Source organism: Arthrobacter sp. Marseille-P9274 (assembly GCF_946892675.1).
Lineage (GTDB): Bacteria > Actinomycetota > Actinomycetes > Actinomycetales > Micrococcaceae > Crystallibacter.
The window spans coordinates 507949-534682 of the sequence record NZ_CAMPOV010000001.1 but is presented as its reverse complement, the minus strand read 5'-3'; the positions used below and the strand labels follow the sequence as shown (position 1 = coordinate 534682).

Here is a 26734-nt window from a genome sequence, read left to right as displayed (position 1 = left end):
CTCCGCGCTGCGAGTGCCAAGCGTCCGGATGATTGCCCAGAGCGAACAGGGGAGCCGACTGGAAGATGGGGAGGGCGGGCAATCAGCGGCCTGCCGTAGACGCCCCGTGTTGACGGTCGTAATCTGTTTCATGGATCGTTTATCCGGCAGACCGCGGGGGTGGTTTCCATGGGCCTTGGCTCATTGGATCAGGTTTGCTGCCTCATGCGCCGTGCCCTGCTGATCTCCGGCGCAACCGTTGGGCTCGCGCTGCTGGGTGTTTCCGCGGCGCAGGCCGCTGGGGATGAACCCGGCGGACTCGGCGGAGCGATCGCGACCGTTACCGAAGCTGTGGAAGTGCCGGCCTCCGAGGCCGGCGCGCATGCCGCCGAGCCGGTGCAGGAGGTTGACCGCGCGGCGTCGCCGGTGGCGGAGGCGGCCGTGCCTGTAGCCGGGGCCGCCCAGCCCTTGCTGGATAAGGCAACGGCGTCTGCCGTGCCGGCCGCGGCTGCCGTGTTCGAGCCCGCGGGCCAGACGGCCCATCCCATCACCGCCACGGTCGCCGAACCGGTGGGTCAAATGGCTCAACCCACCATTGCTGCGCTCGCCGAGCCGGTGGACGCGGTCTCCCGACCCGTGCTCCAAGCCGTCCGCCCCGTAACAGGAGCCGTCACGGAAGTGGTTTCCGACGTCGCGCAGCCTGCTCTTGAGGCAGCCCGGCCCGTCCTTGCGTCTGCCGGTGGCAGCGTCGAGTCGGTGGCCGGGCAGCTCGACCGCGCGGTCGCCCCGATCGAAGAATCCCTTGAATCGGCAACCGGTGGAGCGGCCTCCGCCCCTTCAGCGGACAGCCCCGCTCCGCAGCAGGTGGAGCCGGTTGTCGAGGTCCTTTCCAAGGGGCCGACCGCTTCCGCTGATTTGAGCGTCACGGCCGCGCCGGAATTGGGGAAGGGAACGCCCGAGGCGTCTGCCACCGCGCTATTTAACGTCGCAGGGCCAGGCATCGTTTCGCCGGTTGCCTCCGTCTATGAGGGCGGAAGCGTGCTGCGTGATGCCGCTGCAAACGCCGGGACCGTTCCGCCCGCGGAGTCCCAGCGTCCTGCCCATCCGGTGCAGCCCGCCCTGCCTGCCGCCGGTCCTTCGGGAGCCCTGGCCGGAGCAGGGCCGGCGTCCGGTTCTGCGCCTGCCGATATCGCGCCCGGCACTGGGCTTGACCCCCGGCTGCTCGTCCACGTCCTGCCGACTGGTGGCTGGACCCTGCCATCCTCTCCTTCGCAAAGTCCCGGTTCTTCACCTGATTGATGCCGTCCGTGCCGCTCCCATGTGAGCGGCGGGCGGACCGGCCGGCTGACACAGCCGGCACAGACTCAATCAGGAGAAGGACAATCATGCGAGCAATAATGCGGACGACGCTGTGCGGCGTCGCTCTGAGCGGAGGACTGTTGGTCCTCGGAACAGCCGCGGCTTCGGCCGCCGAAACCGAACCACCCGAAATTCTAGTGACGGACAATGCCGTGTCCGTGGAGGCAGACGCTGCCGCCGACGTCGAGGTCCTCTCGTCCGACGCCGTGGCGGATGCCACCGCTTACATCGACCTCGACGCCGAAGTCCTCGGCCTTGATGCGACGGCCGACGTCCCGATCGAAGTGCAGGTCCTGGCCGATGGCGAGCCCGCGCCGACCGAGGAGACGCAGCCGATAGCCGATGTGGTTGTCGATGCCGATGCGGATGTCAAGGTGGGTGGAGCCGGCCATGCTGTTGCCGCCGAGCCGGTGGCCGAGGCTGCCGCGGACGCGGCGGCCGATGCTGACGTCACGTTGATCGGTGCGGGAGATCCGACGGCTGCTACGGCCGAGGCAGTGGTAGATGCCGACGCCGCCTTGGGAGCCCAGGGATCTGCTGTCGATGGCGGCGCGGCCGATGCCGTGGCCGACGTCGACGTGGCCCTGGGATCCGTGGAGGAGGCGTCCGACGCCACGGAAGGCGTTGCGGCGGACGTTGCCGCGGAGGTCGACGTGGTTCTCAGTGGTACCGAAGCCGCCGTGACTGACGCCACGGCCGACGTGTCACCCAATGCCGATGCCGCATCGGGTGCAACTGGGGAGACTGTGGCTGAACTAGCTGCGGATGTCGCAGCGGAGGTGGGCGCCGGTGACGGCAGCCTGTCCTCCGCCGATGGGCTCGGTCTCGCAGCCGACATCTGCCTCGATGCCGCGCTCGCGCTGGGCGGATCCGCCTCGGCAAGCGGGTGCGGCGGGGCTGCAGCGGGCGACGGCACCGCAAGCGACGGCGCCGGTTCAACCGGAGGTGACAGCGGAAACGGCGCGGGCGAGGAAAGCACGACCGGCTGGGAAGCCCCGGCCGGCAGCGGCCCGCAGTTCGGTGAAGAAGGCCGTGCTGCTGCCGAGGGCGCAACCCCGTCCGGTGACAGTGACCGCGAAGCGACTATGGGCATCAGCGCCGTAGCCGGGGATGCGGGCGCTGCGTCCGCCGGTTCGGGCACTGCGTCCGCCGGTTCGAGCACTGCGTCCGCCGGCTCGGGCGTTGCTCCGGTTGTTGCTGCCGCCTCGGCCGATCGCTCGCTGGTGGCCGCAAGTGCCGCTCCGGCAGCGGGCGGTGATGCCCAGGGCAGCGAAAGACTGGCAGAGACGGGCTGGTCGACCGGGCAGCTTCTGTGGTCCGGCCTGTTGCTGATCGTGGCCGGGGCATGGGTATCCCTGTCCCGGGTTCGGACCCAAAGGTTGCCGGTCCAATAACCGCGCGATAGGCGGCCGCGCGGCCCTCCGTCCCGGGCCATCTCCCGGGGCGGAAGGGCCGTGCGGCTGGCCTGCCCAGCTGGGCTGCGGACCGGCGGCTCGGTCATGTACGGCGTGGCGCGGGCCGGGAGCCGGGTCGTCTAGTCCAGGACCGGGACGGCCTTGTCGTTGGCGTAGCTGACGCCGATCTGCGCCCGGACCCCGTCGAAGAGCCGCATCGTGTTGAGCGTGTCCTCCAACGGCATCGTGGGGCTCTCCGTCAGCCCCTCCTGGATGCAGCGGGTCACTTCGCGTAGCTCGTACACGTAGTTCTGGCCGATCCGGCCGAACTGCTCTGTCCGCTGGCCGCCGGTGTGCCGGTGGATGGTCAGCTCGGTGGGGTGGTGCAGCGGCGCGCCCGAGCGCAGCCAGCCGGCGCTTCCGCAGACCGTGGCCGTCCTCGGGGAGGAGGCCACCAACGACGACGTCAGTTGGGCTTGGGCGCCCGAGCCGTACGTGAGCGTCAGGGCGTTCTGGGCGTCCACGCCGTCGTCGTTAAGATGGCCGCTGGCCAGGACCGTCCGCGGGAAGCCAAAGATGCCCAGCGCCCAGGTCAGCGGGTAGACGGTCACGTCCAGCAGCGCTCCGCCGCCGGCCGCGGGATTCCAGAGCCGGGAGGCAGCGTCGTACGGGGCCGGGAAGCCGAGGTCCGCCTGCAGCCACTCGAGGTCGCCCAGCTCGCCGGAATGGGCGATGTCCCAGGCGCGGTGGATGACGGGCAGGAAGCGGGTCCAGACGGCCTCCATCAGGAACAGGTTCCTAGCACGGGCCAGTTCGGCCAGTTCCAGGGCCTCGCGGGCGTTGATGGTCAGCGACTTTTCGCACAGCACGTGCTTGCCGGCTTCCAGGGCCAGCTTCGCGATTTCGTAGTGCTGGCCGTGCGGGGTGGCGACGTAGACGACGTCGACGTCCGGATCCGCGAAGAGCTGGTCATAACCCTTCCCGGCGGCGCCGTCGAAATAGGACGTGGCGAAACCGAGCCGGTCCGCAAAGGCGCGGGCGTTGGCCTCGACGCGCGAGCTGACGGCCTGCAGGACGGCATCTTCGAGCAGGGCCAGGTCCCCGCTGACCTTGCCGGCGATCCTGCCCGTGGAGACGACGCCCCAGCGCAGCGGGCGACCGGTGGCCTGCAGCGGACTAGGCGCCCCCGGCTCGGCGCAGGGCGGTGTGATGATCCGCGGTGGCATAGTCATGCGCACCATCATTCCTGCTCAGCACGGCATCGTCCATTGTGCGCGTTCCCTATGCCGGGGGAGCAAGCAGTGATACAAAAGTAAGTACGCTGAGGTTCCCGTCCAGCAGGAAGAGGCGCAATACCCATGGATTCTTCAACAATTATCTGGATAGTCGTAGCGGTTGTCGTGCTGCTCATCATCATCGGCCTGATCGCCTACCTTGCCAGCAAGCGGAATAAGGCCAAGGTCCTCGAGCGGCAGGAGGCCGACCGCCGCAAGGCCGCCGATCTGCGCCAGGCCGCCCAGGCCACGGAACTGGGGGCGCGCGAGCGCGAGGCCCAGGCCCAGCGCGTCAAGGTGGATGCCGAACAGGCCGACATCGAGGCGGAGCGCGCGCGTATGGAGGCGGAACGGATGCGCAGGGAAGCCGAGGCGCGGGCCGAGGACGCCAAGGGCATTCGGGAGCAGGCCCAGGGCAGGCTGCGCGAAGCCGACGAGCTGGACCCGGACGTCAATACGGACAAGCGGGCCCGCGGGGACCGGACCGCGGGCGCGGCTGATTACGACCGCGGCGCTACCACCGACGCCGACCGCGGCGTTAGCACCGATGCCGACCGCGGCGCTACCAGTGAAGCCGACCGGGGCGTGGTTCGTGACGCCGACCGCGGTGATGAGGGCCGCCATGTGGCACCGGAGGGCGACGTCGGCGACCAGCGTCCGCGGGAGCGCTGACCGAAAGGCTTATCGGCGGCGCCGCAGTCCGGCCTTTAGTGGCGGGGCTGCGGCGCCGTTCTGTGCCCACCCGGCCGGACCGCTGGCCCGGCCGAAGGAGAGGGGCGGGCAACGGTCAGGAGGCGGCTTCGCGGTGCAGCTTGGCCAGCTCCACGTAATGGGACGCATTGTCTAGGACCGACTGGTACTCGTCATCATTTAGTTCCCGGCGTACCTTGGCCGGAACTCCGGCCACCAGGGAGCGCGGCGGAATCTGCGTGCCCTCCAGCACCACGGCGCCGGCCGCCACCAGGGAGCCCTCGCCCACGACGGCGCCGTTCATGATGGTGGCGCTCATGCCGATCAGGCAATTGTCCCCGACGGTGCAGCCGTGGACGACCGCGGAGTGGCCCACGCTGACTCCCGCGCCGACGGTGCACGGGAACCCGGCGTCCGCGTGCAGCACCACGTTGTCCTGCAGGTTGGTGCCTTCGCCGACGCGGATCGGGGCGGAGTCGCCGCGGACGGACACGCCGTAGAAGGCGCTGGCGCCGGCGGCCAGCTCTACGTCGCCGCTCAGGACGGCGGTGGGCGCGAGGAAGGCGGACGGATCTGCGGCCGGGGTCTGCCCGGCAATGGTGATGATGTGAGCCATGGCACCACCCTACTGGCTTTCGCGGCGGCGCCCGGTCAGAACTTCGCGAGGATGAAGTACTGGAAATGGCCGGGGTGGCCGGGGGACTCCCAGGTGGTGAAGTCCTTGACGCTGCCGTGCGGCTCGAAGAGGCTCAGCACCGTTTCGTCGGAGCGGAGGCTGGAGAAGCGGCGAGTGGCGTAGCCGTCCACCAGGTCCAGTCGTTCCTCGTCCTCGCCGGAGCGGAGCCCCACCGCCAGCGGCGCCCCGGGTTTGAGCACGCGCAGGAACTCGTCCAGCACCCCGTAGAGCTCGGTGTTCGAGACGTGGGTCAGCGTGCCCATGCACCAGGCGGCGTCGAAAGTCCGGTCGGCGAACGGCAGTGAATCCGGGGCGGCGACCGATGCTTCCAGATGCCTGGCGCGGGCGGCCCGGACATGTGCCTCGGAGCGATCGACTCCCGTGTAGTTGATGCCGGCGGCCTTGAAAGCCAGACCGTCTTCGCCGGTGCCGCACCCGATCTCGAGCAGTTGGTGCCGGTGCTCGCTGGTCAGCCGCCGGATGAACTCGTCCCGCTTGGCATCGCGGTCCGGATCCCGATCCGGCTCGTTTCCCGGGTTGCCCATGGTCCGACCCTACGCGGAGTCCGAGCGGACCAGAAGGCCGGGCCCCGAAAAGGCGCGGGAACCCGCGCGGTCGGCCTCCGCCGTCGTCAGTTGAAGATGACGGTGCGGTGGCCGTCCAGCAGCACGCGGTGCTCGGCGTGCCACTGCACCGCCTGGGCAAGCGTGCGCGCCTCGACCGCTTCGCCCATGGTGACAAACTGCCGGGCCGACCGGGAGTGGTCCACGCGGATGACTTCCTGCTCGATGATCGGCCCCTCGTCGAGGTCCGCCGTCACGTAGTGCGCGGTGGCGCCGATCAGCTTGACGCCGCGGTCGTGGGCCTGGTGGTAGGGTCGGGCGCCCTTGAAGGACGGCAGGAATGAGTGGTGGATGTTGATGGCCTTGCCCTCGAGCTTGCGGCAGAGGTCGTTGCTGAGCACCTGCATGTAGCGTGCCAGGACCACCAGCTCGACGTTGTGCTCCGCGACGAGATCCAGCAGGTCCTGCTCCGCGCTGGCCTTGGTCTCGGGAGTAACAGGGATGTGGTGGAACGGGATGCCGTAGAAATCCGCCAGGCCGGCCAGTTCCGTGTGGTTGGAGACGATCGCCGGGATCTCGATGGGCAGCGTTCCGGAGCGCTGGCGGAACAGCAGGTCATTGAGGCAGTGCCCGGACTTCGACGCCATCACGAGCGTGCGCATCTTGGCGCCCTGCGGGTCCAGGCTCCAGTCCATGCCGTAGGACTCGGCGACGGGGCCAAGCCGGCGTTCGAGTTCCGCCCGAGTCCGGTCCGAAGCTACCGCGACGCGCATGAAGAACCGGCCGGAGGCGGGGCTGCCGTACTGCTGCGAATCCACGATGTTGCAGCCGGCCTGCACGAGGGCTCCGGACACGGCGTGGACAATGCCGGGCTGGTCGGCGCAGGAAAGGGTCAGATTGTAGGCGATCCGGGTATCCGGGGCGGCGTCAGTCACGCAGACAAGGTTACCCTGCGGTCAACGTCCGCCTTGAGCCTGCGCAGTGCCGCCGCGGCCCCGGCGCGGCCGGCTCGGGTCGCCCCCACTGTGGACGCGGAGGAACCGTAGCCGACCAGGAACAGCCGGGGCTCGCGCACCACGGACACGGCGTCCGGCGCCATCAGGATTCCGCCGCCAGGCTCGCGCAGCTGCAGCTGGGCCAGATGATCCAGCGAGGCGCGGAAGCCAGTGGCCCACAGGATCACGTCCACCTCTTCGCGCGAGCCGTCCGCAAACACCACGGCATTCTCCGTGATTCGGCTTAGCTTGCCGCGGGAGACCAGCACGCCGGCCTCGATACCGGCGCGGTACGTCTCGGTCAGCGGCAGCCCGGTGGCGGCCACGACGCTCAGCGGCGGCAGGCCGGCGCGGGTGCGTTCGTTGACGCGGCGCTCCACGTCGACGCCCCACTCGGCGTCGAACGGGGTGGCGGTGAAGTCAGGGGCCCGGCGGGTGGACCAGAACGTCGTTGCACCCGCGGCGTCCAGCTGGAGCAGGAACTGCAGCGCCGACGTGCCGCCGCCGACCACCAGCACGCGCTGGCCGCGGAATTCCTCCGCGGACCGGAAGTCATGGGTGTGCAGCTGGCGGCCCGCGAAGGCCTCGCGGCCGGGGTAGTAGGGCCAGTACGGGCGGTCCCAGGTGCCGGTGCCGCTGACCACGGTGCGGGTCAGCCAGGTCTCGCCGGAGGCCGCGGTCACCATGAGCAATCCGTCCGGCCCGTCGTCGATCCGCGCCACCCGAACCGGCCGCTGCACGGGGAGGCCGTACTGCTGCTCGTAGCTTCCGTAGTAGCGGCTAACGACGGCGGAGGCCGGTTCCTTGGGGTCCGGTACCCCGAGCGGGAGTCCCGGGAGGTCGTGGAGTCCGTGCGCGGCGTCGAAGGTGAGCGACGGCCAGCGGTGGCGCCAGGCGCCGCCGGGTCCTTCGTTGGCATCGAGCACCACGAAGTCGCGTTCCGGCCGAAGCCCGCGGTGCTGCAGGTAGTAAGCGGCGCTCAGGCCGGCCTGGCCCGCGCCAATGACGACGACGTCGAGCGGCCCTCCGCGCGTGTCCGCCACGGCGGTTGCGCCTGCTGTTCCCGCAGATTCCATCCGTTCGACCTTTCCATAAATGTTGAACTGTCAACTAATGGGTTCAACCGGCCGTTGGTCCGCGATATTCCGGCCGATTGGGCCCCTGCGAAAAAAGTCATTGATTCTTGACCTCATGTCAGCTATTTTTTACATCAAGGCCTAGGGGGGGAGCACGGAAATGGGTTCGGAGGAACGAAGCGCCTGGATCATGCTGGTGGTGACCATCGCCGCTTACGGCGCATACGCCGTCGTTATTTTCACCAGGTCGGCCTCGATGCCGCTCAGCGAAGTGCCTTACGTGGGCGCCATGCTGTGGAGCATCGGCGGAGCCATCGCCGGAGGGATCCTGCTGAACATTCTCTCCGGAATGCTGCTGATGAGGGGTACGCCGCGGAAGGACCAGCGGGACCGGGAGATCTACAGGTTCGGCGAGTACGTCGGGCAGTCGTTCCTGGTCGTCGGCGGCGTGGGTGCGCTCATCATGGCGATGGCGGAAGCGCCGCACTTCTGGATCGCCAACACGGTCTACCTCGCGTTCGGCCTCTCGGCGGCATGCGCCTCCGTGGCGAAACTGGCCGCCTACCGCAGGGGCCTGCCGGCGTGGTGAAGCCGACGAAGGTCAGGAACGAGATCCGGCGGCTGCGGTTCGCCAGCGGCGAGATGACCCAGGCCGAACTGGCGGAGCGGATCGGAGTGACCCGCCAGACCGTGATCGCCATCGAACAGGGCCGCTATTCGCCCTCGCTCGAGATGGCCTTCCAGATTGCGCGGGTCTTCGGGGTCCCGCTCGACGAAGTGTTCCAGTATCCGGTTGAAGAGGGGGAGGCATCATGAAGGCGATCGTGCAGGATGCATACGGCGAGTCCGAGGTGCTGCGGGTGGAGGACGTCGGCAGGCCCGAGCCGGGGGACAACGAGGTCCTGGTGCAGGTTCGTGCGGCCGGAGTCGACGCCGGTGTCTGGCATCTCATGGCGGGACGGCCTTACCTGCTGCGGCTGTTCGGTTTCGGGCTCCGCGGTCCCAAGCTGCGGGTCCGCGGCCGCGATGTCGCCGGCGTGGTGGCGGAGGTGGGCCGCAACGTCACACGGTTCCGTCCCGGCGACGAGGTCTTCGGCACCTCGCTGACCGGGACCTATGCCGAGTTTACGAGTACAAGCGAGGACCGGCTCGAGCTCAAACCCGTGAACCTCGGTTTCTCGGTGGCGGCGGCGGTGCCTGTCTCCGGCTGCGCCGCCCTGCATGGCCTCCGCGACGCCGGGCAGCTGCGGCCGGGGCAGGCCGTGCTGATCATCGGCGCCGGCGGCGGCGTGGGCACCTTCGCGGTACAGCTGGCCAAGGCCTGGGGTGCCGAGGTCACCGGGGTGTGCAGCGCGTCCAAAGCGGAGCTGGTTCGCTCCCTCGGGGCGGACCGGGTCATCGATTACGCGCGCGAGGACTTCGCCGACGGCACGGGGCGCTACGACCTCATCCTGGACATCGCCGGCAACAGCGCGCTGCGCCGGCTCGGCCGCGCGCTGGCGCCCGGGGGAACGCTCGTCATTGCCGGGGGTGAAGGCGGCGGACGCATCCTCGGCGGCGTCGATCGGCAGTTGCGGGCGCTGCTGCTCTCGCCGTTCTCCCGCCGGAAGCTGCGCATCCTCATGTCGGCAGAGGGCAGGCAGGACCTGAAGGACTTGAAGGACCTGATCGAATCCGGCAAGCTGGCGCCCGCGGTGGACCGCGTGTATCCGCTGGGCGAGGTTTCGGCGGCCATCGGCCGGCTTCGTGCCGGGCAGGTGCAGGGCAAAGTGGTGATAGCGGTAGGATGAGAACGCCGCGACTGGCGTTAGATGGGGCACCATCAGGAAGCGGCGGCCGGCGGGCAACCGCAAGCCGGCACAGCGCAGACCACGGATCGCACGCCTGGGCCGAGGGTCATGTCCGGCCGGTCATGATTGCGCGCCCGTGACATGGATCATGCGGCGGCGCAGGCACAACCGGTAGCCTGACCTTTAGCACAACTGCTTCCATTCCCAGGAGAAACCGTGACGTCTTCCACCCTGCCAGTCACCGATCTGCCCTTAGCTGAGGTAGACCCCGAAATCGCCGCCGTCCTCGACGCCGAGCTCGGCCGCCAGCGCGACACGCTGGAAATGATCGCCTCGGAGAACTTCGCGCCGCGCTCGGTGCTGGAAGTCCAGGGCTCGGTGCTGACCAACAAGTACGCCGAGGGGTACCCGGGGCGCCGCTACTACGGCGGCTGCGAGCACGTGGACGTGGCGGAAAACCTGGCGATCGAGCGGGTCAAGGCCCTCTTCGGCGCGGAGTTCGCTAATGTGCAGCCGCATGCCGGCGCGCAGGCCAACGCCGCCGCGCTGGCCGCGATGATCAACCCGGGCGACAAGATCATGGGGCTGTCCCTGGCCCACGGCGGGCACCTGACGCACGGCATGAAGCTGAACTTCTCCGGCAAGCTGTACCACGTCGCCGCCTACGAGGTGGACCCACAGACCTTCCGCGTTGACATGGATAAGGTCCGCGAGCAGGCGCTGGCCGAGCGGCCCAACGTGATCATCGCCGGCTGGTCCGCCTACCCGCGCCACCTGGACTTCGAAGCTTTCCGCTCGATCGCCGACGAGGTCGGCGCGTACCTCTGGACCGACATGGCGCACTTCGCCGGCCTGGTGGCCGCCGGCCTGCACCCGAGTCCGGTGCCGCACTCCGACGTCGTTACGTCCACGGTGCACAAGACCCTCGCAGGCCCGCGCTCGGGCGTGATCCTCGGCAAGCAGGAGATGGCCAAGAAGATCAATTCCAATGTGTTCCCGGGCCAGCAGGGCGGACCGCTGATGCACGTCATCGCGGCCAAGGCCGTGGCCTTCAAGATCGCGGGCAGCCAGGAGTTCAAGCAGCGGCAGGAGCGGGTGCTGGAAGGCGCCCGCATCCTGGCCGACCGGCTGACCGCGCCGGACGTTGCCGAGGCGGGCGTCTCCGTACTGACCGGCGGCACGGACGTGCACCTGGTGCTTGTGGACCTGCGCAACTCGCAGCTGGATGGCAAGCAGGCCGAGGATCTGCTGCATTCCGTGGGGATCACGGTCAACCGCAATGCGGTGCCGTTCGACCCGCGGCCGCCGATGGTCACGTCCGGCCTGCGGATCGGCACGCCGGCGCTGGCGACCCGCGGCTTCGGCGCGGCCGAGTTCACCGAGGTGGCCGACATCATCGCCGCCGCGCTGAAGGGCGGCGCCGATGTCGAAGAACTGCGCAACCGCGTAACCAAACTGACGCAAGAGTTCCCGCTTTACCCGGGACATGAGGAGTGGTGATGAACCTGTACACAACCCCGCAGCCGGCCCGGATCCTGGACGGCAAGGCAACCGCGGCGACGATCAAGTCCGAGCTCGCCGAGCGCGTGGCGGCACTGAAGGCCAAGGGCATCACGCCGGGGCTGGGCACTGTGCTGGTCGGGGAGGACCCCGGCAGCCAGTGGTACGTGGCCGGCAAGCACCGCGACTGCGCGGAGGTGGGCATCGAGTCCATCCGCCGCGACCTTCCCGCGGACGTCTCGCAGGCTGAGCTGGAAGCGGTGCTGGACGAGCTGAACGGCAATCCGGCCTGCACCGGCTACATCGTGCAGCTGCCGCTGCCCAAGCACATCGACACCAACGCCATCCTGGAGCGGATCGACCCGGCCAAGGACGCCGACGGCCTGCACCCGACCAATCTGGGGCGTCTGGTGCTCAACGTGAACGAGCCGCTCGATTCGCCGCTGCCCTGCACGCCGCACGGGTGCGTGGAGCTGCTGCTGCGCCATGACATCGACCTCAAGGGCAAGAAGGTGCTCGTGGTCGGCCGCGGCGTCACGGTCGGGCGCCCGCTCGGCCTGCTGCTCACCCGCCGCTCGATCAATGCCACCGTCACGCTCGCCCACACGGGAACGGAGGACCTGGCCGCCGAGCTGAGCCAGGCCGACGTGGTCATCGCCGCGGCCGGCATGCCGCACATGATCAAGGGCGATGACATCAAGCCCGGCGCGATCGTGCTCGATGTCGGAGTCAGCCGCGTGGAGGATGAGGAAACCGGCAAGGCCAAGGTCACCGGCGACGTCGATCCCGAAGCCAGGGAAGTGGCGAGCTGGATCTCGCCCAACCCCGGCGGCGTCGGCCCGATGACCAGGGCGATGCTGCTGGCCAACGTCGTGGAGGCGGCCGAGCGCCAGGCCCGCTGAGCTGCCCGCAGGCCACGGAAGGCCTCAGACGAGCGAAGGGGACGTACTCCTGCCAGGAGTACGTCCCCCTGTTTTACCTTGCCGGCGCCGGGGTCCGCTGCGTTCATCCGCATCGGATGATGTGTCCGCGCGTGAGGGCAGGCAGTATGGGCGGGTGACCCACTCTGCCGGCCCATCCCGCCGGTTTCTCCTGGGTGGAAGGAGATGATCGCATGACGAATTCGGCATCGCAGGCGGCAGCAACGGACGATCACGTGGCCAGGTTCTTCGACGAACTCGGGCAGCGCGGCGACGAACCGTTATTGCGCAAGGTCTCCGGGCGGGTCCGGTTCGATCTTGTGGACGGGCCGAGCGTGGAACCCAGGCTCGTGGTTATCGATGAGGGCAGGCTCACCGTGGCACGCGATGCGTCCCCGGCCGACTGCACGGTTCGCGGTGAAGTTCCGGTCTTCAGGGAACTCGTCGCCGGCCGCATGAACTTCATGGCTGCTGTCCTGCGTGGTGAGCTGGCCTGCCATGGCGATCTCGAGTTGATGTGGGCTATCCAGCGGATTCTCCCCGCCCCGCCCCGAGGGTGGGACCCGACCGCAGGCACCAGGAGCGCGTGATGAGCGACGGTATGGTGAAGATCCTCAACGGCAACACTTTCGTCGTCAGCGACGCGCGGGGCGATGTCGAGGCCTCGCCATCGGACCCGACGGGGCTGTTCTCGTTCGACACCCGGTTCTTGTCCAAATGGGTGCTGACCGTCAACGGCGACCGTCTGATGTCGCTGTCGACCGACGACCTGCAGTATTTTGAGGCCCGGTTCTTCCTCGTCCCCGGGGTAGGGAGCGTCTATGTGAACGCGACGCTGTCGGTGATCCGCCAGCGTTCGGTCGGCAACGGCTTCCACGAAGTGCTCGCGATCCTGAATCACGATGACGCGCCGGTCGACCTCAGGGTGCGGATCGACGCCGATTCCGACTTCGCGGATTTGTTCGAGGTCAAGGACACGCTGCAGAAGCAGGGGTCCTATGCGAGGCAGGCAGGCGGAAGCTCGCTGCTCCTGCTGTACCGGCGCGGCACCTATGCGCGGTCGACGGCGATCTCGTCGTCGCAGCCGTGCGCATTCGACGAGGGCGGGCTGACGTTCACGATCACGATCGCCCCGCACGCGACCTGGACGACCGAGCTCGATGTCGCCATCCAAATGCTGGGACAGCAGATTGCGGAGCCCGGACAGGAAATCGGGGGCGCAGCCCGGACGCTCGAGGACCAGGTGAAGCGGCCGATCCCGGACATGGCACGGAACCTCGCCCGCTGGCTCGAGGAGGCCCCGCGGCTCGAGTGTGATTGGGAAACACTGCAGAGGACCTACCGCCGCAGCCTTGTGGATCTGGCCGCGCTCCGCTTCTCCCCGCTGACGGCCGGCGGCAACAGCCTGCCCGCTGCAGGATTGCCGTGGTTCATGACCATGTTCGGGCGCGACAGCATTTTCACGAGCCTGCAGGCACTGCCCTTCACCGCGGGGCTGGCGGCGACGACGCTGCGCGAGCTCGGGCTGCGCCAGGGCACCCGCATCGATGACTTCCGCGACGAGGATCCCGGGCGGATCCTGCATGAGATGCGCTACGGCGAGATGACCGCGTTCGAGGAGCGTCCGCACTCCCCGTACTTCGGCACTGCCGACGCCACGCCGCTGTTCGTGGTCTTGCTGGACGAATATGAGCGGTGGACGGGAGACACGGACCTCGTCCGCGAGCTCGAGGGCGAAGCCCGCGCCGCGCTGCATTGGATCGACGCCTACGCCGACCTCCAGGGCAACGGCTACATCTCCTACGAGCGGCGCAACGCCGAGACCGGCCTTGAAAACCAGTGCTGGAAGGACTCCTGGGACTCGATCTCCTTCCGGGACGGCACGCTGCCCGGCTTCCCGCGTGCCACCTGCGAGCTGCAGGGCTACGCCTATGACGCCAAGATGCGCGGCGCCCGGCTGGCACGCGAGGTGTGGCACGATCCCGTATTCGCGAGCCGGCTCGAAAAGCAGGCTGCCGAGCTGAAGCAGCGCTTCAACCGGGACTTCTGGGTCGCCGACGGCGAGTACTTTGCGATCGCCCTCGATGCCGACGGGCGGCAGGTCGACTCGCTGACCTCGAACAACGGGCACCTCCTCTGGAGCGGCATCGTCGACGAGTCGAAGGCCAAGGCCGTCGCCGGACATCTGATGAGTGACCGGCTTTTCTCAGGCTGGGGCATCCGCACCCTTGCCGTGGGGGAGAGCCGGTACAACCCGATCGGCTACCACAACGGGACAATCTGGCCCTTCGACAACTCGTTCATCGCCTGGGGACTGCGCCGCTACGGCTTTAAGGACGAGGCTGCCGCGGTCGCAGCCGGCAACCTCGAGGCCTCCGGGTACTTTGACGGACGCCTGCCCGAAGCCTTCGGCGGCTACCCGCGGTCGATGACGAAGTACCCGGTGCAATACCCCACCGCCTGCAGCCCCCAGGCATGGTCCACCGGCGCACCGCTGCTGTTCCTGCGCACCATGCTCGGCCTCGAACCGGTGGGCGACCATCTGGTGGTGGATCCGGCGCTCCCGATGGCCATCGGCCGGCTGGAGCTGCTCGATATCGCGGGGCGCTGGGGACGAATCGACGCATTTGGACGCGGTCGCGTCGACACCTCCCATCTGTCCAGCCAGGGTGAGGGCGCTGACCGCTGAGACGGAGTTCCGCAGCGCCTGGAAGCGGTGCGCTCGCCGCCGTCGAACTCAACCTCCACAACGCAGATGGCTCCCGTCCGGTTCTCAGGAACTGGACGGGAGCCATCCGCTGATTGGCGCTCCGGCGGCGCTGCTAGGCGTCGGCCCTTACCGGCTCTTCGTAGGCGGCGGCGCGGCGGGTGTCGAAGATGGTCGCCCCGACTTCCTGCTCGGCCTGGTTCTTGATGCTCAGGTCGATGCCCGGGCGGTCACGCAGGATCAGCACGGCGGCGATGGAAACGGCCGTCATGACGAACAGGTAGACCGAGACCGCGGTGCTGGTGCCGGTGGCCTGCACCAGGGCTGTGGCGATGGTCGGGGCGAAGGCGCCGCCCAGGATCGCGCCGAGGGCGTAGGAGATGGACACGCCGGAGAAGCGCACCGAGGCCGGGAAGATCTCGCTGTACCAGGCGGCCTGCGGGCCATAGCCAAGGCCCAGCCCGACGGTGAACAGTCCGAGCGCCAGGTAGAGCATCGGCAGCGACCCGGTGTTGATCAGCCAGAACAGCGGGAAGACCGCCAGCAGCTGCGCGGAGAAGCCGATCAAGTAGGTCTTCTTGCGGCCGATCTTGTCCGACAGGATGCCGGCCAGCGCGGTGAAGACGAACCACATGGCGGCCGCGAAGGTGATGGCCAGCAGCACGTCGGTGCGCTCCAGGCCGACCGCGTCGCTGGTGGCGTAGCTCGGGATGAAACCGCCGGTGGCCATGTAGCCGGCCGCGTTGTTGCCCGCGAAGACCAGGGCGGCCAGGATGACCAGCAGCCAGTGCTTCTTGAAGAGTTCGGCGGCGGGAGCCTTCGCCTGCTGCTTCTTCTCGGCGATCTCCTGGAAGACCGGGCTCTCGTCAACGGTCCGGCGGACGATGTAGCCGACGATGATCAGCACGAAGCTGAGCAGGAACGGAACGCGCCAGCCCCACTCGAGGAAGGCGTCGCCGGGGGAGATGACGCCGGTCATGAGTGCGGTAATGCCGGAGGCGAGCAGCATGCCCAGCGGGACACCCAGCTGCGGGAAGGACCCGGCGCGGCCGCGGCGGTTCTTCGGGGCGTGCTCGACGGCCATCAGGACCGCGCCGCCCCATTCGCCGCCGGCGGAGATGCCCTGGACGATGCGGAGCAGCAGCAGCAGCACGGGTGCCATGACGCCCGCGGTTTCGAAGGTCGGCAGGACGCCGATCAGGGTCGTCGCGCCGCCCATGAGCAGCAGCGTCAGGACGAGCATGGCGCGGCGGCCGATCTTGTCCCCGTAGTGGCCGGCCAGGAAGGCGCCCAGCGGCCGGAAGAGGAAGCTGATGCCCACCGAGGCGAAGGAGAGCAGCAGGCCGATCTGGGAGCCTGCGGGCTCGAAGAACAGCTGGGCGAAGACGAGGCCGGCGGCCGTGGCGTAGATGAAGAAGTCGTACCACTCCACCGTGGTGCCGACGATGGTGGCAAAAGCCACGCGCCGCTGATTGGCGGCAGCGGAGTGCGCGCGAACGGAATTGCTCATGAAGTTTCCTTATCCAGGAGCCATGTCGCCATGGCCTGAGGTGTTACACGGGTGTAGCCAGTGTCACATGTGATCTTCCTCCAGTAAACTTCATAAAACTGCATTACTTCTTTGATCGGACTGAACAATGCCGGACTTCACGCTGCGCCAGCTGGAACTCTTCGCCGCCCTGCCGGACCACACGACCCTGAGCGCGGCGGCGGCGAGCCTGCGTATCTCGGAATCGGCGCTCTCGCAGGCGATCACGGCCCTCGAGAAGCTGGTGGGCGAGCAGCTCTGTGTGCGGCGGAAGGCGCGCGGCCTGCAGCTGACTCCGGCGGGCGTCTTCTTTGCCCAGCGGGCACGGCTGCTGCTGCAGCAGGCCGACGGCCTGGTCCACGACCTGGCCGGCCGCACCGGCGAGCTGAAGGGGCCGGTGCGGCTGGGATGTTTCGGCAGCTTCGCCAGCAACGTCCTTCCGGCCATTCTCCAGGGGCTGCCGGAGGCCTACCCGGGGATCAGCATCGAGGTCACCATCGGCACCCATGACGACCTGCTGCCCGCCCTGGACGCCGGGCTGCTGGATTTTGCCATCGTCTACGACATGCTGCTGCCCGGCGGCTACAGCCAGCGCACCATCTACGCGACGGAACTCGAAGCCGTGCTCCCGCCCGGCCATCCGCTGGCGGCACAGGAGAGCGTGGACCTGGCGCAGCTCGCCGCCGAGCCGCTGATCATGTACGACACGAGCCCCAGCACCGCCAACACCTACCAGGTCTTCGCCGAGCGCGGGCTGCGGCCCAAGGTCCTGACGAACATGCCGCAGCTGGTGCTGGTGCAGGCGTTGGTGGGGCGGGGACTGGGCTACGCGCTGCTGATGTCGCGGCCGAACTCTCCGGCGGTGTCGCTGGAGGGCCTGCCGGTGGCGGTCCGGCCGATCAGTCCGCCGGCCTCGCGGACCTCGGTCGTCGGGATCTGGCCGCAGGAAATGCGGCTCAGTCCGCGGGCGCAGGCTGTGCTGGGCTTCGCCGTGGAGGTCCTGCACGGCGAAGCCCAGCGCTCTCAGACAGCGGCGGCCGCGGCCTTGGAGTAGGCCTTGAAATCGAAGCTGAGGTCGGCGGCCTGTTCCGGCGGCAGGCTCCGTTCCTGCGCGAGCAGGCGCCGGGCGGCCATGTGGTCGGACGGCTGGTTCACGGATTCGACGGCGACGAGCCGGCCCTTGCGGTAGCAGAAGACGGAGAACTTGCCGGTAGCGGGGTCGCCGCGCAGCACGGTCTCGTCCCCGGGCTGGACAATGCCGGCGATCTGCAGGCGCAGGTCGCCCTGGTTGGACCAGAACCACGGCAGCTCGCGGTAGTGCTCGGCGTCGCCGTGGCGGCCGAGGACGGACTTGGCGGTGTGCCGGGCCTGGTCGGTGGCGTTCTGCACGGATTCCAGCCGGGTCCGGGTTTCGGCGTGGTGACTGGGGTAATTGGCGCAGTCGCCGAGCGCGAAGATGTCCGGATCCTCGGTCCGCATGGCGCTGTCAACCAGGATGCCGTTGGCGACGGCCAGGCCGGCGGCCTCGGCCAGTTCGGTGCGGGGGATGACGCCGATGCCCACGAGCACCAGGTCCGCCGGATACGTCCGGCCGGTGGTGCTGACCGCGGCGGTGACCCGGCCGCCGTCGTCCGTGGCGAAGGATGCGATGCCCTCCCCGAGGCGCAGGTCGACGCCGAGGCCGCGGTGCGCCTCGGCGAACCAGGCGCTCGTCACCGGCGACAGCGCGCGGGCCATCGGCCGGTCCGCGTACTCGAGCACGGTGACCGCCAGCCCGCGCTTCCGCGCGGCCGCGGCGAACTCCAGCCCGATGAAGCCTGCTCCGATAACGACGACGGTGTGCACCTTCTCAAGCTGCGCCTGCACGGCTTCGGCGTCGGCGAGGGTCCGCAGGCCGTAGATGCCCTCGGCTTCGCTGCCGGGCACGGTCAGTTCGCGGTTGGCCGCCCCGGTGGCGAGCACCAGCTTGGAGTAGCCGAGGCTGCTGCCGTCCGACAGCGACACGGTATGACCGGACCGGTCAATGGAGGTGACCTGCACGCCCAGGCGGGAGTCGACGTCGTTCTCGGCGAAGAATTTCTCCGCCCGCAGCGGCAGCGGGGACGCCGCCTTGTCCGCGGCCATGTAGTCCTTGGACAGCGGGGGCCGCTGGTACGGGAAGTGCTCCTCCTCGCCGACCACCGTGACCGGCCCGGCGAAGCCCTCCCTGCGGAGGGAATCGATGAGCTGGATGCCGGCCTGGCCGTTGCCGACGATGACGATGCGTTCCTCGGAGGTCATGCGTGCTGCCTTTCGATGGATCAAATCTGGCTGGCGGGAAGATCGACTTCGATGCTATCGAAGGCTTCGCCGGCCTTGAGCTGGCAGCCGAGGCGGGAGCGCTCGCCGTCGCGCTCCTCGGTGGTGCAGTCGAGCATTTCCTCTTCGTCGTCGCCGATCCCGGGCAGTCCGTCGAGGTATTCGGGGCGGACGTAGACGTGGCAGGTGGCGCACATGGCCTGGCCGCCGCATTCGCCGATGATGCCGTCGATGCCGTTGGTCACGGCGGCGCGCATGATCGAGGTGCCGGGGTCCACGTCCAGGACGTCAACGTTGCCGTCGGAGTGGTGGAAGCTGATTTTCGCCATGGTGTTGGCCTTTCTGTAGGGGAGCGGGACTACTTGTTGTCCCAGAGCACGGGGAGGGAGGTCATGCCGCGGAAGACCCAGCCGGCGTCGACCGCGGGCTGGGCGGGATCCAGCCGCAGGTTGGGCAGTTCGGCGAAGAGCTGCGGCAGGGCGATGCCGGCGACCGAGGCCTTCGCCACCCACGCCCCTGCGCAGTAGTGGTTGCCGCCGCCGAAGGCCAGGTGCGGCTTCTTCGCGCGGAAGATGTTGAAGCTCTCCGGGTCTTCGAAGACCTTCGGATCGCGGTTGGCGGCGCCGACCACGACGCCGAGGCGGGCGCCCTTGGGCAGCTGCACACCCTCGAGCACGGTGTCGCGGGTGGTTTCGCGCGGGTACATGCCGATCGGCGCGACCCAGCGGACGGACTCTTCGAAGACGGCGGGGAAGAGGGAGGTGTCGGCCAGCACGCGGTCCAGCTGCTCCGGGTGGGAGAGCAGGGCCCAGACCGCGACGCCGAGGACGTCGCGGGGCTCGTTCAGGCCGCCGCCGATGGTCATCTTCATGTTGGCGCGGATGGCTTCCAGCGGGATCGGCATGCTGGTCATGCCGGAGAGCAGGCTGGAATCCGGGTTCTTGCGCAGGTAGGGCAGGATCTCGTCGATCGCGTCGTCGACCTCGTTGTAGGACTGCTCCGAGGCGGCCCAGACCTCCGGGTCGTCCGCGTAGTTGCCGGTGCCGTTGATCATGGTCTGCGACCAGCGCTGCATGTCCTCCTGGGTGGCGTTGTGGAAGCCCATGATGAGGCGGAGGTTCTCGGCGGCGTAGGGCGCGGCGTACTCCCGGATCAGGTCGGCACCGGGGCCGGCGGCCTTGAGCCGGGCCAGGTACTTGTCGCTGTTGGCCTGGAAGATGGCGTTCCAGTGCTCCTTGATGGCCTTGGGCCGCAGCACCGAGCCGTAGGACTTGCGGTCCACGTCGTGCTCCGGATCGTCCTTGCGCAGCATCGAGTGGCCCATGGCCCGCTTCATCAGGGAGTTCGTCTCGTTGGCCGAGTAAACCGCCTGGTCGTTCTCGATGATGTGGCAGGCCTCATAGCTGGTGACCATGTAGCGGTTGACCGCGGGAACCCAGTGCACCGGAGCCTCTTCGCGCATCTTGCGGAAGATCGGGAACGGATTGCGGTGCAGGTCGGGGATGGTCACCCAGTCCGCGGTGGGAACGGGGCTGGCCTCGAGTGCTTCGGCGGTCATGTGCGGCTCCTTTGCTCTGCTGTCTTGCGTGCGTCCTGCGCCTGCAGGCAACCTTCTGCTTGCGGTCGACGGGTACGACGCCGGCGCTGTGCTCTGTCTCTCACAAGAGTGTGACCCGATCCATATCCGCAGGTAAAGTTCAAAGAAGCGGGATATCACCCCTGAAAAATAGTGGTAGTGCGGGCGGCGCGACAAAACATAGCGGCGATCCGGGACGGCGTTGGACGATGCGGGATGGAAGGGAGGGCGAACATGGCGCGGTATACATTGCGGCAGCTGGCCTACTTCACCGCGGTGGCGGACGCGGGCTCGATTTCGGCGGCGGCGGCGAAGCTGCACGTTTCGCAGACGGCGGTCGCCGCGGCGGTGACCGAGCTGGAGAGGATCTTCCGCACCCAGCTGACGGTCAGGCGGAAGGCCCACGGCGTCTCGCTGACCCCGGCGGGCAGCTACCTGAACGCCAGGGCCGCCGAGCTCCTGCGGGCCGCCGAAGAGCTCGAGCTGAGCACCGCGAGCGGCGGACGCCAGCTGGCCGGTCCGCTGGTCATCGGCTGCTACCAGACGGTCGCGCCGACGATCCTGCCCGTGCTGATCGAGGGGTTCAGCGTCAACCATCCCCAGGTCGGCCTCGACTTCGTTGAAGGCGCCCAGGACGTGATCCAGGAGCGGCTGCTGGCCGGCGACATGGACCTGGCCATCGTCTACGACATGGATCTGGGGCCGGGACTCGGTTCGGTGCTGCTCTATGACGTTTCCGCCTACGTGCTGCTGCCGGCCTCGCACCGCCTCGCGGACCAGCCCGACGTCACCTTGGCCGAGCTGGCCGAGGACCCGATGATCCTGCTGGACGCACCGCCGAGCAGCCACCACACGCTGTCGCTCTTCGAGAAGGCCGGCGTCCGACCCGACATCCGGTACCGGACCCGCGACTTCGAACTCACCCGCTCGCTGGTGGGCAGGGGAGTGGGCTACTCGGTCCTGGTGCAGCGGCCGGCGGTGGACCGCTCCTACGAAGGGCGGGCCGTGGTGGCCAAGCCGATCAGCCCGGCGGTCAGTCCCGTGGCGGTGAAGATGATCTGGCCGGAGTCCATCAGGCTGACCGACCGGGCCGAGGCGATGGTGGCCTTCGCCGCCAGCGCTGCGCCGAACACACAGCAGCCCCCGCCGGAACCCGAAGGCGGAAGCTAGGGCCCGCCGCCCGCCGTCGTCAGCCCGCTGCCCGCGCCGGAGGACGGCTCGTGGATCTCGTCGTGGTGGATCCGTTCGTCCAGGCTGCCCAAGGGCTGGCCGCTGCCGCCCCACTGCTCGGCGATGATCTCGGCGGCGATGGACACCGCGGTCTCCTCCGGCGTGCGCGCGCCGAGGTCCAGCCCGATCGGGCTGCGCAGCGGGGCCAGCTCCGCGTCGGTGAGGCCGGCCTCGCGCAGCCGGGCCAGCCGGTCCCCGTGCGTCCGCCGGGAACCCATCGCCCCGATGTAGGCCAGCGGCCCGGCCCGCAGGGCGACTCCCAGCAGAGGCACATCGAACTTCGGGTCGTGGGTCAGCACGCACACCACCGTCCGGGCATCCACCACGCCCCGTTCCAGCTGCCCCGCGAGGTAGCGGTGCGGCCAGTCGACGATGACCTCGTCCGCCTCCGGGAAACGGGCCGGCGTGGCAAAGACCGGCCTGGCATCGCAGACCGTCACGCGGTAGCCAAGGTAGCTGCCCATTCGGGCCAGCGCCGCGGCAAAATCGATGGCGCCGAACACCAGCATCCGCGGCCGCGGGGCGAAGCTGGAGAAGAAGACGCGCATGCCCTCGCCCCGGCGCTCGCCGTCCGGACCGTACGTCAGCGTGGTGTTGCGGCCGGCGGCAAGAAGGCCCTGGGCGTCGTCGCTGACCGCATGGTTGGCCCGCGCGGAACCCAGGTCGCCGTCGAAACCGTGCGGGCGCACCACCAGGTGCCGGCCCAGCCAGGCCTCGTCCGGGTGCTCGATCACGGTGGCGACGGCGGCCGGCCGCGACGCCTCGACGTCGGCCCCGACCTCCTCAATGTCCGCGAAGGTCTGCCGGGACACCGGCTCCACGAACACGTCGATGATGCCGCCGCAGGTCAGCCCCACCGCGAACGCGTCATCGTCGCTGATGCCATAGCGCACCAGCTCCGGTCGGCCCCGCTGCACCACCTCGGTGGCCAGTTCGTAGACCGCCGCCTCCACGCAGCCGCCGGAGACCGAGCCCACGGCCTCGCCGCCCGAGGTGACCAGCATCGAGGCGCCGGCCGGCCGCGGCGCGGAGTCGAAGGTCCGCACCACCGTGGCCAGGCCCGCGGTTCCGCCGGCCCGCCAGTCGCGCAGCAGCGCCTGGAGGACATCACGCATGGCGGCTCCAGCTGCGTCCGGGTGAGCAGCGGCCGGCAAGGTAGCCGAGCACCGCTGCCGCCGCGAGCAGGGCGAGGACCTTGCCAGGGCTCGCCAGCTGGTCCGCGAGCATTCCCCTGGCCACGGCCAGGGCGTCCAGGCCGGAGTCAGCGGACGACGGCGGGGCGCTCGTGCCGTGCGAGGTGCCGGTTGGGCCGGTGGTTTCCGTCGGGGCAGCCGCGGCGGCTGCGGCGGGCGGGGGCGGGGCCGTGGTCTCGCCGGGCGCGGCCCCGGCCGTGGTCCCGACGGGAGGTTCGGCCGCCGGCTGCTGCGGCGACCCGCCGGCCGGCGCGGGATTGCTGGAAGAGTTCAGCATGCTTTGCAGATTACCCGTGAAGGCGCCGAGCATCTGGTCGGCAACGCTGCCGATCACGCTCCGGCCCATCACCGCGGCCTTCCCGGAGAGCGTGATGGCCGCGGAGGCAGTCCCCGTCGTCGTACTTCCCTCCTCCGCCAACTGCAGGTCCACCCGGGCCTTGGCCGTCCCCTGCCCGTGTGTTTCCTGCGCCTGGCCCTCCATGACGGCGCGGCGGGCGGCCTCGTCGCGTTCCACCACGTTGAGCGTTCCCTTGTACTGCATGCTGACCGGCCCCAGCTTGACCTTCATGCCCACCTGGTAGGTGTCCTCGGAGAGCTTCTGCAGCACCTGCGCCCCGGGCACGCACCCGGCCACGCGTTCGATGTCCATCAGGGCATCCCAGACAGTGCCGATAGGTGCGTTGACGGTGAAAGTACGCTGGAGGTCCATCACAGTATCCTTCGTGTCGCGGTGGCGGGTTCGCCGGCGGGGCCGGAGCGGATGGCGGACGCCAGTTCGGCGAGCGCGTCGTAGCTGTGGCCGCTGACAAAGGCGTCGCAGAACGGCAGCGCCGCGGCCATGCCGCCGGCCAGCGGCTGGTAGCCGGGGGCGGCCTTGCGCGGATTGACCCAGATGATCCGGAACGCCAGCCTCCGCAGCCGTGCCATCTGGGCCGCCACGTCCTCCGGGTCATCCCGCGCCCAGCCATCGGAAAAAATAACGACGACGGCGCCCCGCGCGGCCCCGCGCCGGCCGTACGCGTCGATGAAGCTGCGGAGCCCGTCCGCCAGCCGGGTGCCGCCCGACCAGTCCTCGGCTCCGGCAGCTGCCCGCGCCAGGGCCAGGTCCGGGTCATGCAGGGCCAGCTGCCGGGTGAGCCTGGTCAACCGGGTGGCGAACACGAAGGCCTCGGCTTTCGCGGAAGCCACCGCGGCCTGCAGCACCGTGAGGTAGGCCCGGGTGAATGCCTCCATGGAACCGGAAACGTCGCAGAGCATGACCAGCTTGCGCGGCTGCCGGCGGCGGCGCGTTCTTTTCGCCCCGGGCTCCCATGAGCTCCGCGTCGTCGTCGTACTCGCCGAAGACCGCGGCGAACACGGCGTCGAAGAGCGGAAGCTGGTCCTTGCCCGAAACCAGGACGGTGCGGCAGGTCCAGTAGAGGCTGGCGCGGGTCGCCGGCGGCACCAGCCGCAGTGCCTGGGCGAGCCAGACGGCGCGTTCGGGTGAACCGCCGGCGCCGGCGCGGTGCAGGGCGGCGACCAAGGCCGCGGCCAGCTCGGCGGGCTCAAGGCGGCGGAGCGCGGTCTCAGCCATGTCCGCCTCCGGCCAGCCACGCCGCGCCGCGTTCCTTCGCCGCGGCCAGGTCCTCCCGGTTCTTCAGGACCGCGCCCCAGGTCTGTTCCACGGCCCGGGCATCGAGATGCTCCGTCCCCAGCATGTCCAGGGCGGAAGCCCAGTCGATGGCTTCGGCGATGCCCGGCGGCTTTACCAGGTCCAGGGCGCGCAGCCGGGTGATGGCCGAGGCCGCCTCCAGCGCTATCGGAGCGGCGCTGCCGGGTACCTTGCGGCGGACAATCCTGGCGATCCGCTCGGCCGACGGGTAATCGATCCAGTGGTAGATGCAGCGCCGGGTCAGGGCATCGTGCAGGTCCCGGGTCCGGTTCGAGGTCAGCACCACGATGGGCGGGTGGAGCGCGCTGATGGTGCCGAGCTCCGGTATGGTGACCGAGGCTTCGGCCAGCAGTTCGAAGGTGAACGCCTCGAACTCGGCGTCGGCCCGGTCGATCTCATCCAGCAGCAGGACGGCGGGCCGCGGACCGGGATGCTCGACGGCCTGCAGCAGCGGCCGGCGCAACAGGTACCGCCCGGAGAACAGATCCGATTCGTCGAGGCTGTCCTCGTGCATCTCGGCGAGCCGGATGCCCAGCAGCTGGCGCTGGTGGTTCCACTCGTAGAGCGCCTCGCCGGCGTCGATCCCTTCGTAGCACTGCAGCCGGAACAGCGGCGTGTCCAGCACCCGGGCCAGCGCCTTGGCTGCCTCTGTCTTGCCCACGCCGGCCTCGCCTTCGAGCAGGATCGGCTGCGGCAGCCGCAGCGCGAGGAAAAGGGCGGTGGCGAGACCGTCATCGGCGAGGTAGTCCGCGTCGTCCAAGGCGCGGGCCAGCGCGGCAGGGTCCGGAAAACGCTGCCGCAACTCCTCCCGCGGATCTTCCTCCGGGGCGCCCATCATGCGCTCCGCAGCCTGGCCAGAGCTTGCTCATAGTCCGCCTCGGTATCGATATCCGGCGGGATCCCGCCCGGTACCGGGACCTCTGCGACCTCATCCGCCCGCCGGTCCAGCATTTTCCACACGCCCTTGTCTCCGTGCAGGGCGGCCAGATCGTCGAAGACGCCGCGGGCGAAGGCGAAGGGATGGCCGATTCCGTCCTCGTAGCGGCAGACGGCCAGCGGGGCATCGCCGCGTCCGGCCAGCAGGAGCCGTACGCTTTCCGCCCGGATGCCGGGCTGGTCCCCGAGCAGCAGCACCAGCAGCTCAATGCCGGGGTGCAGCGCCGGCAGGGCCGCGGCGATCGACGAGGAGCAGCCGGAGCCGAAGTCCGGGTTGTCGGCCAGCTCGAAGCCTGAGGTGTCCACCTGTCGGCGCACTTCTTCCCCGGCGCTGCCCAGGGCCAGGAGCAGCTGGTCGAACCCGCACCGGCGGACGGTCTGCAGGACGGCGTCGAGCACGGTGCCGCCGGCATAGGGCAGCAGCTGCTTGGGCCGGCCGAGCCGCCGCGATGCGCCGGCGGCCAGGACGAGGCCTGCGGTCCGCGGGTCAGGAGGCTTGGGCATAGCGCTCCGGTGCGGCCAGGAACGCCTTGCGGCAGCCGGCCGAACAGAAGTAGATCGTGGCGCCCGCGTGTTCCGCGTGCAGGCTGGCCTCGACGGCCGCGACGCTCATGCCGCAGACGGGGTCGACGGCGGCGGCCGGGGCGGCGGCTGGCTGCAGGGAGGGTGCGGGGCTGCGCAGGCGGCGCTCCGCAACCAGCTCGGCCAGGATGGACAGGGCGGTCTCCGCCGGCGTCCGGGCGCCGAGGGCGAGCCCCGCGGGACAATGCACGCGCGCCCGGTCGGCATCGGAGACGTCGAGCGAGGCCAGCACGTCGGAGCCGCGCCGGCCGCTGGCAACCAGCGCGACGTACCGGACGCCGGCCCGCAGTGCGGCTTCGAGCGCCGGCTCTTCATCCGCGCCGTGCGACGCCACAATCACGGCGGCGTCCGCTGCGGTCGGCGACAGCGCCGCGCCTTCTGCCAGCTCGGTTTCGAAGCCCAGCACTTCTCCCAGGGCCTGCAGGGCCCCTGCCGTCGGGGAATTCCCGACCACCAGCACCCGCGGAGCGGGCAGCCGGGGCTGCAGGAAGATCTCCACGGCGCCGCCGCTCAGGCAGGGGTTCGCCACGTTTACGGCTCCCTCCCCGGGGTCCTCCGGGAGCGGGCCGGACAGGACGCGCAGCAGCAGCGGTTCATCCGCGGCCAGCACGCGCAGGCCGTGATCACGCACCGAGGCCTCCACGCAGTTGCCGCCCACGAAGCCTTCGATGCTGCCGTCGGCCAGGATCACGGCGGTGTCCCCGGGGTGCGCACTGCTGGGATGCTGGGCGCGCACCACCGTGGCCAGGACGTGCGGCTCCCGCCGGTCCTCGAGTTCCCTGGTCCGCGCCGACAGCGCTTCGCTCTGCCGCGCCAT

28 protein-coding genes are annotated in these 26734 nt (G+C 69.5%); 13 read left to right on the top strand and 15 right to left on the bottom strand.

The genetic code is table 11. The features are described 5' to 3' along the window. Nucleotides 1-204: 204 nt before the first annotated feature. Nucleotides 205-1278: a hypothetical protein gene (locus OC550_RS02435; RefSeq protein WP_262103711.1), complete on the top strand. Its 1074-nt coding sequence runs from the start codon at nucleotides 205-207 to the stop codon at nucleotides 1276-1278. A gap of 86 nt (nucleotides 1279-1364) precedes the next feature. After that, complete coding sequence (locus tag OC550_RS02430; RefSeq protein WP_262103710.1) at nucleotides 1365-2732, top strand: hypothetical protein; 1368 nt, start codon at nucleotides 1365-1367, stop codon at nucleotides 2730-2732. Nucleotides 2733-2872: 140 nt separating this feature from the next. On the opposite strand, the gene OC550_RS02425 is transcribed toward OC550_RS02430, so the two are convergent. Then, nucleotides 2873-3958, bottom strand: a complete 1086-nt coding sequence (locus OC550_RS02425) for a Gfo/Idh/MocA family protein (RefSeq protein ID WP_262106231.1) — start codon at nucleotides 3956-3958, stop codon at nucleotides 2873-2875. Nucleotides 3959-4090: 132 nt separating this feature from the next. Between OC550_RS02425 and OC550_RS02420 the strand changes: the two genes are divergently transcribed. Continuing rightward, on the top strand, nucleotides 4091-4678 hold the full coding sequence (locus OC550_RS02420; RefSeq protein ID WP_262103709.1) for a hypothetical protein: 588 nt from the start codon (nucleotides 4091-4093) through the stop codon (nucleotides 4676-4678). A 115-nt stretch (nucleotides 4679-4793) separates the two neighbouring features. On the opposite strand, the gene OC550_RS02415 is transcribed toward OC550_RS02420, so the two are convergent. The 4 genes from OC550_RS02415 to OC550_RS02400 all read right to left on the bottom strand — a co-directional run bounded on the left by OC550_RS02415 (nucleotide 4794) and on the right by OC550_RS02400 (nucleotide 8006). Next, a complete protein-coding gene (locus OC550_RS02415; protein WP_262103708.1) occupies nucleotides 4794-5312 on the bottom strand; it encodes a gamma carbonic anhydrase family protein in 519 nt (172 codons plus the stop codon). A gap of 35 nt (nucleotides 5313-5347) precedes the next feature. Next, complete coding sequence (locus OC550_RS02410; protein ID WP_262103707.1) at nucleotides 5348-5917, bottom strand: class I SAM-dependent methyltransferase; 570 nt, start codon at nucleotides 5915-5917, stop codon at nucleotides 5348-5350. Nucleotides 5918-6003: 86 nt separating this feature from the next. Continuing rightward, nucleotides 6004-6870: a formyltetrahydrofolate deformylase gene (gene purU / locus OC550_RS02405; protein WP_262103706.1), complete on the bottom strand. Its 867-nt coding sequence runs from the start codon at nucleotides 6868-6870 to the stop codon at nucleotides 6004-6006. Next, entirely contained in the window at nucleotides 6867-8006 is a 1140-nt protein-coding gene (locus OC550_RS02400) for an NAD(P)/FAD-dependent oxidoreductase (protein ID WP_262103705.1), read from the bottom strand. Before OC550_RS02400 ends, purU begins: the two co-directional genes overlap by 4 nt. Nucleotides 8007-8166: 160 nt before the next feature. Between OC550_RS02400 and OC550_RS02395 the strand changes: the two genes are divergently transcribed. The 7 genes from OC550_RS02395 to OC550_RS02365 all read left to right on the top strand — a co-directional run bounded on the left by OC550_RS02395 (nucleotide 8167) and on the right by OC550_RS02365 (nucleotide 14905). Continuing rightward, nucleotides 8167-8595, top strand: coding sequence for a hypothetical protein (locus tag OC550_RS02395; RefSeq protein ID WP_262103704.1), 429 nt, complete (start codon nucleotides 8167-8169; stop codon nucleotides 8593-8595). After that, a complete protein-coding gene (locus tag OC550_RS02390; protein WP_262103703.1) occupies nucleotides 8589-8822 on the top strand; it encodes a helix-turn-helix transcriptional regulator in 234 nt (77 codons plus the stop codon). Before OC550_RS02395 ends, OC550_RS02390 begins: the two co-directional genes overlap by 7 nt. Then, entirely contained in the window at nucleotides 8819-9796 is a 978-nt protein-coding gene (locus OC550_RS02385) for an NAD(P)-dependent alcohol dehydrogenase (RefSeq protein ID WP_262103702.1), read from the top strand. The genes OC550_RS02390 and OC550_RS02385 overlap by 4 nt, the downstream gene beginning before the upstream one ends. A gap of 216 nt (nucleotides 9797-10012) precedes the next feature. Beyond that, a complete protein-coding gene (gene glyA / locus OC550_RS02380) occupies nucleotides 10013-11296 on the top strand; it encodes a serine hydroxymethyltransferase (RefSeq protein WP_306556904.1) in 1284 nt (427 codons plus the stop codon). Then, nucleotides 11296-12198, top strand: a complete 903-nt coding sequence (locus OC550_RS02375; protein WP_262103701.1) for a bifunctional methylenetetrahydrofolate dehydrogenase/methenyltetrahydrofolate cyclohydrolase — start codon at nucleotides 11296-11298, stop codon at nucleotides 12196-12198. Before glyA ends, OC550_RS02375 begins: the two co-directional genes overlap by 1 nt. A gap of 212 nt (nucleotides 12199-12410) precedes the next feature. Further along, on the top strand, nucleotides 12411-12806 hold the full coding sequence (locus OC550_RS02370) for an SCP2 sterol-binding domain-containing protein (protein WP_262103700.1): 396 nt from the start codon (nucleotides 12411-12413) through the stop codon (nucleotides 12804-12806). Continuing rightward, nucleotides 12806-14905, top strand: coding sequence for a glycogen debranching N-terminal domain-containing protein (locus OC550_RS02365; protein ID WP_262103699.1), 2100 nt, complete (start codon nucleotides 12806-12808; stop codon nucleotides 14903-14905). Before OC550_RS02370 ends, OC550_RS02365 begins: the two co-directional genes overlap by 1 nt. 133 nt (nucleotides 14906-15038) lie before the next feature. On the opposite strand, the gene OC550_RS02360 is transcribed toward OC550_RS02365, so the two are convergent. Continuing rightward, complete coding sequence (locus OC550_RS02360) at nucleotides 15039-16433, bottom strand: MFS transporter (protein WP_262103698.1); 1395 nt, start codon at nucleotides 16431-16433, stop codon at nucleotides 15039-15041. Nucleotides 16434-16560: 127 nt separating this feature from the next. On the opposite strand from OC550_RS02360, the gene OC550_RS02355 reads away from it, so the two are divergent. Beyond that, nucleotides 16561-17505: a LysR family transcriptional regulator gene (locus OC550_RS02355; RefSeq protein ID WP_262103697.1), complete on the top strand. Its 945-nt coding sequence runs from the start codon at nucleotides 16561-16563 to the stop codon at nucleotides 17503-17505. On the opposite strand, the gene OC550_RS02350 is transcribed toward OC550_RS02355, so the two are convergent. The 3 genes from OC550_RS02350 to OC550_RS02340 are packed head-to-tail and all read right to left on the bottom strand — an operon-like array spanning nucleotide 17475 to nucleotide 20307. Then, entirely contained in the window at nucleotides 17475-18731 is a 1257-nt protein-coding gene (locus OC550_RS02350; protein WP_262103696.1) for an NAD(P)/FAD-dependent oxidoreductase, read from the bottom strand. The two genes, OC550_RS02355 and OC550_RS02350, sit on opposite strands and share 31 nt — an antisense overlap. Nucleotides 18732-18751: 20 nt before the next feature. Then, on the bottom strand, nucleotides 18752-19078 hold the full coding sequence (locus OC550_RS02345; RefSeq protein ID WP_262103695.1) for a 2Fe-2S iron-sulfur cluster-binding protein: 327 nt from the start codon (nucleotides 19076-19078) through the stop codon (nucleotides 18752-18754). Between the two features lie 29 nt (nucleotides 19079-19107). Beyond that, entirely contained in the window at nucleotides 19108-20307 is a 1200-nt protein-coding gene (locus OC550_RS02340; protein ID WP_262103694.1) for a cytochrome P450, read from the bottom strand. 252 nt (nucleotides 20308-20559) lie between these two features. On the opposite strand from OC550_RS02340, the gene OC550_RS02335 reads away from it, so the two are divergent. Next, nucleotides 20560-21495, top strand: coding sequence for a LysR family transcriptional regulator (locus OC550_RS02335; protein ID WP_262103693.1), 936 nt, complete (start codon nucleotides 20560-20562; stop codon nucleotides 21493-21495). Here the strand turns inward: OC550_RS02335 and OC550_RS02330 are convergent. From OC550_RS02330 to OC550_RS02320, 3 genes are read right to left on the bottom strand one after another with little or no spacing between them, the layout of a single operon-like run. Beyond that, nucleotides 21492-22670 (bottom strand): XdhC/CoxI family protein, encoded by a 1179-nt coding sequence (locus OC550_RS02330; RefSeq protein ID WP_262103692.1) that lies wholly within the window; start codon nucleotides 22668-22670, stop codon nucleotides 21492-21494. The genes OC550_RS02335 and OC550_RS02330 overlap by 4 nt on opposite strands. Continuing rightward, entirely contained in the window at nucleotides 22663-23457 is a 795-nt protein-coding gene (locus OC550_RS02325; RefSeq protein WP_262103691.1) for an SRPBCC family protein, read from the bottom strand. The genes OC550_RS02330 and OC550_RS02325 overlap by 8 nt, the downstream gene beginning before the upstream one ends. Beyond that, complete coding sequence (locus OC550_RS02320; protein WP_262103690.1) at nucleotides 23457-24005, bottom strand: VWA domain-containing protein; 549 nt, start codon at nucleotides 24003-24005, stop codon at nucleotides 23457-23459. The genes OC550_RS02325 and OC550_RS02320 overlap by 1 nt, the downstream gene beginning before the upstream one ends. Between OC550_RS02320 and OC550_RS02315 the strand changes: the two genes are divergently transcribed. Then, nucleotides 24004-24234 carry a hypothetical protein gene (locus OC550_RS02315; protein ID WP_262103689.1) on the top strand — a complete coding sequence of 77 codons (231 nt, stop codon included), beginning with the start codon at nucleotides 24004-24006 and terminating at the stop codon, nucleotides 24232-24234. The two genes, OC550_RS02320 and OC550_RS02315, sit on opposite strands and share 2 nt — an antisense overlap. 79 nt (nucleotides 24235-24313) lie before the next feature. On the opposite strand, the gene OC550_RS02310 is transcribed toward OC550_RS02315, so the two are convergent. Genes OC550_RS02310 through OC550_RS02300 form a run of 3 tightly spaced genes read right to left on the bottom strand, consistent with a single transcriptional unit; the run spans nucleotide 24314 to nucleotide 26734 of the window. Next, nucleotides 24314-25237: a MoxR family ATPase gene (locus OC550_RS02310; protein ID WP_262103688.1), complete on the bottom strand. Its 924-nt coding sequence runs from the start codon at nucleotides 25235-25237 to the stop codon at nucleotides 24314-24316. Further along, nucleotides 25234-25839 (bottom strand): NTP transferase domain-containing protein, encoded by a 606-nt coding sequence (locus OC550_RS02305; RefSeq protein WP_262103687.1) that lies wholly within the window; start codon nucleotides 25837-25839, stop codon nucleotides 25234-25236. Before OC550_RS02305 ends, OC550_RS02310 begins: the two co-directional genes overlap by 4 nt. Beyond that, nucleotides 25823-26734, bottom strand: coding sequence for an XdhC family protein (locus OC550_RS02300; RefSeq protein WP_262103686.1), 912 nt, complete (start codon nucleotides 26732-26734; stop codon nucleotides 25823-25825). The genes OC550_RS02305 and OC550_RS02300 overlap by 17 nt, the downstream gene beginning before the upstream one ends.

Coding starts and splice junctions, on each gene's coding strand:
- OC550_RS02435 (WP_262103711.1), top strand. CDS start 205: ATGCGCCGTGCCCTGCTGATCTCCGGCGCAACCGTTGGGCTCGCGCTG.
- OC550_RS02430 (WP_262103710.1), top strand. CDS start 1,365: ATGCGAGCAATAATGCGGACGACGCTGTGCGGCGTCGCTCTGAGCGGA.
- OC550_RS02425 (WP_262106231.1), bottom strand. CDS start 3,958: ATGCCACCGCGGATCATCACACCGCCCTGCGCCGAGCCGGGGGCGCCT.
- OC550_RS02420 (WP_262103709.1), top strand. CDS start 4,091: ATGGATTCTTCAACAATTATCTGGATAGTCGTAGCGGTTGTCGTGCTG.
- OC550_RS02415 (WP_262103708.1), bottom strand. CDS start 5,312: ATGGCTCACATCATCACCATTGCCGGGCAGACCCCGGCCGCAGATCCG.
- OC550_RS02410 (WP_262103707.1), bottom strand. CDS start 5,917: ATGGGCAACCCGGGAAACGAGCCGGATCGGGATCCGGACCGCGATGCC.
- OC550_RS02400 (WP_262103705.1), bottom strand. CDS start 8,006: ATGGAATCTGCGGGAACAGCAGGCGCAACCGCCGTGGCGGACACGCGC.
- OC550_RS02395 (WP_262103704.1), top strand. CDS start 8,167: ATGGGTTCGGAGGAACGAAGCGCCTGGATCATGCTGGTGGTGACCATC.
- OC550_RS02385 (WP_262103702.1), top strand. CDS start 8,819: ATGAAGGCGATCGTGCAGGATGCATACGGCGAGTCCGAGGTGCTGCGG.
- OC550_RS02375 (WP_262103701.1), top strand. CDS start 11,296: ATGAACCTGTACACAACCCCGCAGCCGGCCCGGATCCTGGACGGCAAG.
- OC550_RS02370 (WP_262103700.1), top strand. CDS start 12,411: ATGACGAATTCGGCATCGCAGGCGGCAGCAACGGACGATCACGTGGCC.
- OC550_RS02365 (WP_262103699.1), top strand. CDS start 12,806: ATGAGCGACGGTATGGTGAAGATCCTCAACGGCAACACTTTCGTCGTC.
- OC550_RS02360 (WP_262103698.1), bottom strand. CDS start 16,433: ATGAGCAATTCCGTTCGCGCGCACTCCGCTGCCGCCAATCAGCGGCGC.
- OC550_RS02355 (WP_262103697.1), top strand. CDS start 16,561: ATGCCGGACTTCACGCTGCGCCAGCTGGAACTCTTCGCCGCCCTGCCG.
- OC550_RS02350 (WP_262103696.1), bottom strand. CDS start 18,731: ATGACCTCCGAGGAACGCATCGTCATCGTCGGCAACGGCCAGGCCGGC.
- OC550_RS02345 (WP_262103695.1), bottom strand. CDS start 19,078: ATGGCGAAAATCAGCTTCCACCACTCCGACGGCAACGTTGACGTCCTG.
- OC550_RS02340 (WP_262103694.1), bottom strand. CDS start 20,307: ATGACCGCCGAAGCACTCGAGGCCAGCCCCGTTCCCACCGCGGACTGG.
- OC550_RS02335 (WP_262103693.1), top strand. CDS start 20,560: ATGGCGCGGTATACATTGCGGCAGCTGGCCTACTTCACCGCGGTGGCG.
- OC550_RS02330 (WP_262103692.1), bottom strand. CDS start 22,670: ATGCGTGATGTCCTCCAGGCGCTGCTGCGCGACTGGCGGGCCGGCGGA.
- OC550_RS02325 (WP_262103691.1), bottom strand. CDS start 23,457: ATGGACCTCCAGCGTACTTTCACCGTCAACGCACCTATCGGCACTGTC.
- OC550_RS02315 (WP_262103689.1), top strand. CDS start 24,004: ATGACCAGCTTGCGCGGCTGCCGGCGGCGGCGCGTTCTTTTCGCCCCG.
- OC550_RS02320 (WP_262103690.1), bottom strand. CDS start 24,005: ATGCTCTGCGACGTTTCCGGTTCCATGGAGGCATTCACCCGGGCCTAC.
- OC550_RS02310 (WP_262103688.1), bottom strand. CDS start 25,237: ATGATGGGCGCCCCGGAGGAAGATCCGCGGGAGGAGTTGCGGCAGCGT.
- OC550_RS02305 (WP_262103687.1), bottom strand. CDS start 25,839: ATGCCCAAGCCTCCTGACCCGCGGACCGCAGGCCTCGTCCTGGCCGCC.
- OC550_RS02300 (WP_262103686.1), bottom strand. CDS start 26,734: ATGGCGCGGCAGAGCGAAGCGCTGTCGGCGCGGACCAGGGAACTCGAG.